The organism is Burkholderia sp. E168m23 (assembly GCF_016586125.1).
Taxonomy (GTDB): Bacteria; Pseudomonadota; Gammaproteobacteria; order Burkholderiales; family Burkholderiaceae; genus Burkholderia; species Burkholderia orbicola.
On sequence record NZ_BCPP01000380.1, the window covers coordinates 1 to 6,261 of the forward strand.

Annotated in this window: 8 protein-coding genes and 1 pseudogene; 6 read left to right on the plus strand and 3 right to left on the minus strand. The window is 69.2% G+C overall.

Annotation, left to right across the window (positions count from 1 at the left end):
• Positions 1-282: DUF4142 domain-containing protein (locus JMF90_RS19560; protein WP_201325334.1), on the plus strand; the 282-nt coding region annotated here is incomplete at its 5' end.
• A 22-nt stretch (positions 283-304) separates the two neighbouring features.
• On the opposite strand, the gene JMF90_RS19565 is transcribed toward JMF90_RS19560, so the two are convergent.
• The 3 genes from JMF90_RS19565 to JMF90_RS19575 form a co-directional block, all read right to left on the minus strand.
• On the minus strand, positions 305-796 hold the full coding sequence (locus JMF90_RS19565) for a PRC-barrel domain-containing protein (RefSeq protein WP_011547716.1): 492 nt from the start codon (positions 794-796) through the stop codon (positions 305-307).
• A gap of 107 nt (positions 797-903) precedes the next feature.
• Positions 904-1,335, minus strand: a complete 432-nt coding sequence (locus JMF90_RS19570; protein WP_011547715.1) for a CBS domain-containing protein — start codon at positions 1,333-1,335, stop codon at positions 904-906.
• Between the two features lie 335 nt (positions 1,336-1,670).
• The gene (locus JMF90_RS19575; protein ID WP_011547713.1) at positions 1,671-1,919 is read right to left on the minus strand and encodes a hypothetical protein; all 249 of its coding nucleotides are present in this window, start codon (positions 1,917-1,919) and stop codon (positions 1,671-1,673) included.
• A 139-nt stretch (positions 1,920-2,058) separates the two neighbouring features.
• Here JMF90_RS19575 and JMF90_RS19580 point away from each other — a divergent pair, with 139 nt between their 5' ends.
• The 5 genes and pseudogenes from JMF90_RS19580 to JMF90_RS19600 all read left to right on the plus strand — a co-directional run.
• Positions 2,059-2,358 carry a hypothetical protein gene (locus JMF90_RS19580; RefSeq protein ID WP_011547712.1) on the plus strand — a complete coding sequence of 100 codons (300 nt, stop codon included), beginning with the start codon at positions 2,059-2,061 and terminating at the stop codon, positions 2,356-2,358.
• Positions 2,359-2,666: 308 nt separating this feature from the next.
• Positions 2,667-2,978, plus strand: a complete 312-nt coding sequence (locus tag JMF90_RS19585) for a hypothetical protein (RefSeq protein ID WP_006479035.1) — start codon at positions 2,667-2,669, stop codon at positions 2,976-2,978.
• A gap of 202 nt (positions 2,979-3,180) precedes the next feature.
• Positions 3,181-4,062, plus strand: a complete 882-nt coding sequence (locus JMF90_RS19590; protein WP_027808371.1) for a MipA/OmpV family protein — start codon at positions 3,181-3,183, stop codon at positions 4,060-4,062.
• 96 nt (positions 4,063-4,158) lie between these two features.
• Positions 4,159-5,853 carry a VRR-NUC domain-containing protein gene (locus JMF90_RS19595; RefSeq protein WP_011547709.1) on the plus strand — a complete coding sequence of 565 codons (1,695 nt, stop codon included), beginning with the start codon at positions 4,159-4,161 and terminating at the stop codon, positions 5,851-5,853.
• Positions 5,850-6,261, plus strand: a pseudogene (locus JMF90_RS19600) (ATP-dependent DNA helicase); the annotation flags it as partial. The gene JMF90_RS19595 and the pseudogene JMF90_RS19600, both read left to right, overlap by 4 nt.

Consider the following 6,261-nt stretch of genomic DNA (forward strand, 5'->3'; position numbering starts at 1 on the left):
CGCCACATCGGTGCGCAGAAAGGCGTGCCGGTCCAGACGCGGATGCTCGTCGATCCGGCGGTCACGGCATTGCGAGCGAAGGACGGGCGCGCGTTCGATACGGCGTACGTGGCGCTGGCCGGGCCGAGCGCCCACGAAGCGGCGATCCGGCTTTACGAAACCGAGGCGAAAGACGGCCGCGACCCGCAGCTTCGCGCGTTCGCGGCCCGCACGCTGCCGGTGTTGAACGCACACCTGAACGCCGCGCGGCAACTCGCGAAGAGGGTGGCCGCCGCGCAGTGACCGGCCTTCCGGCCGGCAGGCTTCAGTGGTGCCGCGTGCCGTCTTCGGGGCCGCCCGGCGACGCCTCGTACGGCGGCGAATCGAGCGCCGTTTCGCCTTCCTCGATCAGCCAATACGGCGAGCTGCCGTAGTACGCATGCAGTGCTTCGGCCCACGCGGGGTCGGCCATCGCCGGCCACCGGCCTTTGTCGAAGCCGGGCGCCTCGCGCACCCGTTCGGTATCGACGGGCAGCACGAAGCATTGGCGCTCGGCATCGAGCACGAGCGCATTCCACGGCACCGCGAGCAGCTTGTCGCCGATCCCGAGCAGGCCGCCGGACGACACCACCGCATACGCGATCCGCCCGGCGCGCACGTCCAGCATGATGTTGGCGATCTTGCCGATATCGTCGCCGTCGATCGTCAGCACGCGATCGCCTTCGAACGTGCTGGCGGCCATCACGTCGGGGCCTGGCCCACCTGCGGCCGTGCGCGGATTCGCGCCGACGATGCGCGACGGTTTGTCCGTTGTCATCGAAAACCTCCTGGTCGAAGCGGCAACCCGGTCCGCGCGCAAATTCATTGCGCGCGTATTTCGTCGGGGCAACAGGCCGCGCGGGATGATGGGGGGACGCCAGTCGGTCAGCGGCGGCGCGGCAACGACACGTCCTCGAGCGTATTGGCGAGCTCGTCGCGCGCCGGGCCGCCCGCGCGCGTCGCGATGTCGCCGAGCGACACCATGCCGACGAGCTTCAGACTGCGATCGAGCACCGGCAAACGGTGCAACTGCACGTCGGCCATCCGTTGCTGGACGTCGCCGACGCCGTCGTCTTCGATGCACCACTGCACGGGCCTGGACGCGACCGCCTGCACGGGCGTATCGGGCGAGTGGCCGTGCGACAGCGCCCGCACCGCGAGGTCGCGATCGGTCACGATCGCGACGAGTTCGGTGCCGTCGCAAACCGGCAGCACGCCGATATCGAAGCGCTGCATCAATTCGGCCGCATGGCGAATCGTGTCGGTCGGCGCGACGCACACTACGTCGCGCGACATGATCTCGTTGACGCGATACATGAACGCCTCCTTCGTGATCGGGACGATACGGGAGCAGGCCGCGTGCCGCGCGCGGTGCGCACACGCCGGGCCTGAGTTGCCTAGCGACGGAGAAATTTGCCAGCCGGCTTGTACATCTTCCACGGCGGCAGCTGCGGCGTCGACGCGGGACGTCAGTGGCCGATGCCCGTCATCGTGACGATCGCCAGCACCACCGCGCTTTCGATCGCGGCCAGCGCCGCGACGCCGGCAGCACCGCTGATTTCATGCCATCTGCGTTCAAGGACCTTCATCGGATTGCCTCCTGATCTGGCCGGCGCGCGCACTGCCATTGCACCGCGCGCCGGGTGCCGCCGTCAGCCGTGATCGCGGGGCGGGGAAGGGACGTGCGGCGGGCGACGTTCGTGCTCGCCGGACGGCTTGGCGGGGTCGATACGCGTCGCACCGCCGACGGCGGGCGGGTCGCTGGCCGGGAACGTCTCCTCGAGCCCTTCGTCGATGCGCTCCTCCGTCTTGTCTTCGGACGGCGGACGCGACGTGGCGAATCGGGGCAATCCGGCAGCCGCTGACACGGCGTCGCGGCGGCCGGGGGCGTGAGCGGTCATGATCGAACCTCCTTGTCGATGAGAAGGCGCAAGCGGCGTACCTGCGGCATCCGCGGCACGACACTTGCAAGCCGGCGGAAACCGGCAGGGCATGCGGATACGACGCACACGCGTCCGGTATGGACGAGAGGACATCGCGATGAATGCAGCCAGGGAAAGGATACGTTACGACGCGAACGTCTGCGGTGGCGACTTCGGCCACGTACGCGAGCGTTTCGCCACATGGAAGCGCGAATCGCTGGTCTATCGGCCGGAGCGGCGCATGTTCGACGGCAAGGACGAGGTGCGCGAACTGAACGACACCGTCTACGACGGTCCCGAACGTGCGCAGCAGGCGCTCGTCGCGCGATGCGAACCGTCCGATCCGTTCGCGCTCGCCGTGCAACTGAGCGCCGAGGGGCGCACGATGTGGCTGGTCATGGCGGCTTACGACGTCTGAACCGGGCGACCGGGGTTCACGGCGCGGGAGCAGGCACGGCGCTTGCGGGGGCTCGCTTCGCCATCGAGATGCGCGCGCCGTCGCGCAGGAGTGACATGAACACGCCATCCATGCTGCACCGCCCCGAACCGACGACACCCGACGTCGACCCCGATCCGCCGCCGCCCGGGCACGACGACCCGGTCGATCCGCCCGTGCCCGACGGCTTGCCGCAGGGCGACCCGCCGTCGAACCCGCCGCCGATGCGGATGCCGGGCGGGGGCAGTGCGCCACCACCGGCCGCGCGACCACTGAAAAGGAGGACCGTCATGGACATTCACGTGCAATCGCCAGACAAGCGCGCGATCGCTCAGGTACTGGGCCGCTATTTCGAATCGCGTTCGCTGCACTATCACATCGAGGAATTGCCGGGCGGCGTGCTGCAGATCGGTTTTCGCGCCAGCGGCCGCCCGGTCGCCGTCACCGTTTCGTTCGACGATGCCGCGTACGACACTTACACGCACTGGGACGCGAGCCAGAAGCAGCTCGCGCTCGGCCGGCTCGCCGACGGCTTCTCGCGAATGATGTCGACGCGCAGTCCGGCCGCGCTTGCCGGCGACTATCACGTCGAGCGTTTCTGATTTCGCAATCATCCCCGGCTCATGCCGGATTCCGGCAAAGTGCCCGTACACAACGGGCGCTTTGCGTCTGTGCGCGCGTCGCGTAGGATGTCCGTTAATTCAGCGCATGCTACGTTCGCGCCGCTGGCTGCCTGCCGCTGCAGCCGGTGAAGCGCGGCGCGCTTTCCCTCAGGTTCGTTTCGTGCAGCCGACGGAGACCGCCTTGACCACTGTTGCTCGCCTGTTGCAGTCACCCGGCGCACGCCGGTTCGTATCCAGCCTCTCGGCATTCGCGGCGCTCGCCGCCGCCGGCGCCCGCGACGCGTCGGCCCAGACGCCTTCGCCGCTCGGCGAATGGCAATACACGGCGGGAGTCCCGCTCCAGAAACTCTTCGATCCGAACATCCCGACCTGGCAGGTGAGCGTCGGCGCCGCGATGACGCTGCAGCCGCGCTATGCGGGCTCCGACCGCTATCGCGTGATGGGCGGCCCGAATTTCGACATCCGCTATCGCGACCTGTTCTTCCTGTCGACCGGCGAGGGGCTCGGCGCGAACGTGCTGCGCGGGCCGAACTGGCGCGTGAGTTTGTCGGTCGGCTATGACCTCGGGCGTCGGTCGGCCGACGATCTCGGCCACCTGAACGGTCTCGACAACATCAACGCGGCGCCCGTGATGAAGCTCGCGGCCGACTACGTGGTCTCGAAGGATTTCCCGCTCGTGCTGCGCGCGGACGTCCGGCGCAGCATCGGCGGGTCGAACGGCTGGACCGGCGATTTCTCCGCGTACATGCCGATGCCCGGCAGCAACGAGCACTTCTTCTGGTTCGCGGGGCCGACCGTGACGTTCGCCGACTCCCGCTACATGAACAGCTGGTTCGGCGTGAACCCGGGCGCCGCCGCACGCTCGGGGCTGCCGGCCTATTCGTCGGGGGCCGGGATCAAGTCGGCCGGCGTGGGCATGACGATGGTGTGGTTCGTGAACAAGCACTGGTTCGTCACGGTGGACGGCGCGCTCGAACAGCTCGTCGGCCGCGCCGCGCGCAGCCCGATCACCCAGCAGTCGACCAACGGCGTGTTCGACATGTCGGTGAATTACCAGTTCTGACCGGAGCCGGGCGGCGGAAGGGCGATGCCGCGCGCGGCATCGCCCTTCATATTTGATATGATTCCGACCTGTACAAACGTACAGTGATCGATCCCCGTGACGCCTGCCTCGCCGACGCCTCCGGCGTTTTACTACCTGACCAATTTCGAACGCGCGCTGGCTTGGCTCGGCGAGCGTTACGACGACCTGTTCGACGCGCACGAGCATGCATTCGTCCGGCAGTTCGCGACGCTGCCGCAGGCGTCGCGCGCGCTGCTCGTGCGGATGCTGATGCGCAACGGGTCCGATTTCCGCGCGAGCAAGCTCGTGTACGACGAGATCGGCTGCACGCTCGATGCCGCCGCACCGCTCGTCGCGCTCGGCTGGGTCGATCCGGCGCCGGCGCTCACGCTCGACGCGCTGTTCGCGCTGTCGACCAAGGCCGAGCTGCTGCGCATCTTTCCGGCGCTCGCCGCGCATGCGGGCGAGCGCAAGGCCGACTGGCTCGAGCGGCTGCGGCCCACGCACGACGTCGCGCAACCGCTCGACGCCTGGTGCGCGCAGCCCGACGACCGCGTGCTGCGCGTGACGGTCGGCGCGCTGTGCGACCGGCTGCGGCTGATGTTCTTCGGCAATCTGCATCAGGACTGGAGCGAATTCGTGCTCGCCGATCTCGGCGTGTTCCAGTACGAAAGCGTGCCGATCGCGCCGTCGTCGCGTGCGTTCCAGCAGCGCGGCGACGTCGACGCGTATCTGGCGCTGCAGATGTGCCGCGACGCGCTCGAAGCGTGGCCCGACGATCTGCCGTTCGACGACCTGATCCGCGCGCTGGACGCAGTCGACTGCGCGCAGCCGTGGCTCGCGACGCGCCGCGCGAAGCTGCTGTTCGCGCTCGGCCAGGCGTGCGAGCGCCGTGCCGACTGGTGCGCCGCGCTCGACGCATACACGCGCAGCGCGTGGCCCGGCAGCCGCCACCGGCGCATCCGCGTGCTCGAACGCTGCGGGCGCGACGGCGACGCGCTCGCGCTGGCGCTCGACGCGCGCGGCGGCTTCGAGAGCGACGAGGAGCGGCAGCGGGTCGAGCGCATGCTGCCGCGCCTGCAGCGCCGCGCCGGCCAGCGGGTCGAACGCGCGGCCGCTGCAGCGGCCGTGCCGCGCGAGACGCTCGTGCTCGCCCGCCCCGACGTGTCCGTCAGCGTCGAATTCGCGGTACGCGACCATCTTGCGCAGCCGGCGTCGCCGGTTCACTACGTCGAAAACACGCTGATCAATTCGCTGTTCGGGTTGCTGTGCTGGGAGCCCGTGTTCGCGGCCGTGCCCGGCGCATTCTTCCATCCGTTCCAGCGCGGCCCGGCCGACCTGCACGCCCCCGATTTCGCGGTGCGCCGCGCGGCGGCCTTCGACGCCTGCTTCGCGCAGCTCGATTCGGGCGCATACCGCGACACGATTCGCCGGCATTTCGCGACGAAGGCCGGGCTGCAGTCGCCGTTCGTGTTCTGGGGCGTGCTGACCGACGCGCTGCTCGACGAAGCGCTCGCGTGCCTGCCGCCCGAGCACTTGCGGCTGTGGTTCACGCGCCTGCTCGCGGATATCCGCAGCAACCGCTCCGGCTTGCCCGATCTCGTCCGCTTCTGGCCCGACGAGCGCCGCTACGAGCTGATCGAGGTGAAGGGCCCCGGCGACCGGCTGCAGGACAACCAGACGCGCTGGCTCGCCTACTGTATCGCCCACCGCATGCCGGTGCGCGTCGTCGACGTCGAGTGGGCCAGTGAGGGCGTGGCGCACGCCGAAGCGGCGGGGCTGTCCGCATGAGCTACGTCGTCGCGGTGCGGGCGATGTGCGAGTTCACCGCGCGGCGCGGCGATCTCGACCTGCGCTTCACGCCCGCGCCGACCGCGCTCGAAGGCATCGCCGGCCACGGCGCGGTCACGTCGAAGCGTGGCGCACGCTACGAAACCGAGATCGCGCTGACCGGCACGTGGGGCACGCTCACCGTGCGCGGCCGCGCGGACGGCTACGATCCCGTGGCGAACCGGCTCGAGGAAATCAAGACCTATCGCGGCAGTCTCGACGCGATGCCGGCCAACCATCGCGCGCTGCACTGGGCGCAGGCGAAGGTCTATGCGCACCTGATGTGCGATGCGCGCGACCTCAAGGAAATCAACGTCGCGCTCGTGTATTTCGACATCGTGTCCGAGCGCGAGACCGTGCTGACGGAAA

Coding starts and splice junctions, on each gene's coding strand:
- JMF90_RS19565 (WP_011547716.1), bottom strand. CDS start 796: ATGACAACGGACAAACCGTCGCGCATCGTCGGCGCGAATCCGCGCACG.
- JMF90_RS19570 (WP_011547715.1), bottom strand. CDS start 1,335: ATGTATCGCGTCAACGAGATCATGTCGCGCGACGTAGTGTGCGTCGCG.
- JMF90_RS19575 (WP_011547713.1), bottom strand. CDS start 1,919: ATGACCGCTCACGCCCCCGGCCGCCGCGACGCCGTGTCAGCGGCTGCC.
- JMF90_RS19580 (WP_011547712.1), top strand. CDS start 2,059: ATGAATGCAGCCAGGGAAAGGATACGTTACGACGCGAACGTCTGCGGT.
- JMF90_RS19585 (WP_006479035.1), top strand. CDS start 2,667: ATGGACATTCACGTGCAATCGCCAGACAAGCGCGCGATCGCTCAGGTA.